The sequence below is a fragment of the Nitrospira sp. genome (genome assembly GCA_030653545.1).
GTDB lineage: Bacteria > Nitrospirota > Nitrospiria > Nitrospirales > Nitrospiraceae > Nitrospira_D.
In genome coordinates this window covers 1-1,283 of sequence record JAURZE010000001.1, presented here as the reverse complement: position 1 = coordinate 1,283, position 1,283 = coordinate 1, and the positions used below count along the sequence as shown (strand labels likewise).

The following is a 1,283-nucleotide window of genomic DNA, read 5'->3' as shown; positions in this document are numbered from 1 at the left end:
AGAGGTGGCTCCGCTTGGTTGGACAGTTTCTGCCCGTTCATAAGTGGCGCCTGGCGGATGACTGACTACGCGGCGGTCTGCCGTGATGTCAGATGGTCATAATAGACCTGGTCAGGCGTCTGGCCGTCAAGGGCCTGATGCGGTCGGGTCTGGTTGTAGAACATCAGATAGTGCGCCAAGCCCTGCTGCGCAGCCCCAACCGTCTCGTAGGCGTGCAAATACACCTCCTCGTATTTGATACTTTTCCAGAGTCGTTCCACAAACACATTGTCTCGCCAGCACCCTTTGCCGTCCATGCTGATCTGGATGCCATGCTGGGTCAGCAGCCCTGTGAATTCCTGGCTCGTGAATTGGCATCCTTGGTCGGTATTGAAGATCTCGGGCGGGCCATAGCGGCTCACGGCCTCCTGCACCGCGTCCAGACAGAAATCGGTGGTCAGCGTGTTGGACAGCCGCCAGGCCAGGACCCGGCGACTGGCCCAGTCGAGGACCGCAAACAAATACACAAAGCCCCGCGCCATCGGGATATAGGTAATATCGGCGGCCCAGACATGATTGGGCCGCGAGATCTTCAGGTCGCGCAGGAGATAGGGGTAGACCTGTTGGGCCGAATGCCGACGGCTGAGAGACGGCTTCCGATACAGGGCCTCAATACCCATGCGGCGCATCAGGGTGGCCACATGCCGCCGCCCGATGGCGCGGCCCTCTTGTCGCAAGAGATCGCGCAACATGCGCGCCCCGGCAAACGGATAGTGCAGATGCAGCTCGTCGATCCGCCGCATCAACACCCGCGTGGTCTCGGAGACCGGCGTCGGGTGGTAGTAGGCGGTTGATCGGGCCAGGTTCAGCAGGTGGCATTGCCGCACCACCGGCAAGGGATGCGTGCGATCGATCATGGCTTTGCGCTCCGCAAGCCGGCCTTGGTGAGCGCCCCTTCTAAAAAATCGTTCTCCAGCGCCAGTTGCCCGATCTTCGCATGCAGCGTCTTGAGATCCGGCGTCTCTGACGGAGGCGTCGCCCCGCCAAACACGTCGGCGGCCCGCGCGAGCAATTGCTGCTTCCATTCGGTGATCTGCGTGGGATGGACCTGGAACTGTTCGGCCAATTCCGCCAGCGTCTTGTCGCCTTTGACTGCGGCTAAGGCTACCTGGGCCTTAAATATGGCTCCGTGATTCCGTCTCGTGCGCTTCATTGCCTCGCTCCTCTGGTTCGCCACCACCTGGTGGCTTTGGTGAAGCCAGGCTACCACTTACCACACTGTCCGAATTCCCGGAGCCCCCTCT

General features: G+C 61.0%; 1 protein-coding gene. It reads right to left on the bottom strand.

Features of this window, described 5'->3' with window-relative positions:
* Positions 1-65: 65 nt before the first annotated feature.
* Positions 66-1,192 (bottom strand): IS3 family transposase gene (locus Q7U39_00005; protein ID MDO9116309.1). Its coding sequence is split into 2 segments (ribosomal slippage): positions 66-937 and positions 937-1,192, totalling 1,128 coding nucleotides; the frame shifts between segments, so codons are not numbered across the junction.
* Positions 1,193-1,283 lie beyond the last annotated feature (91 nt).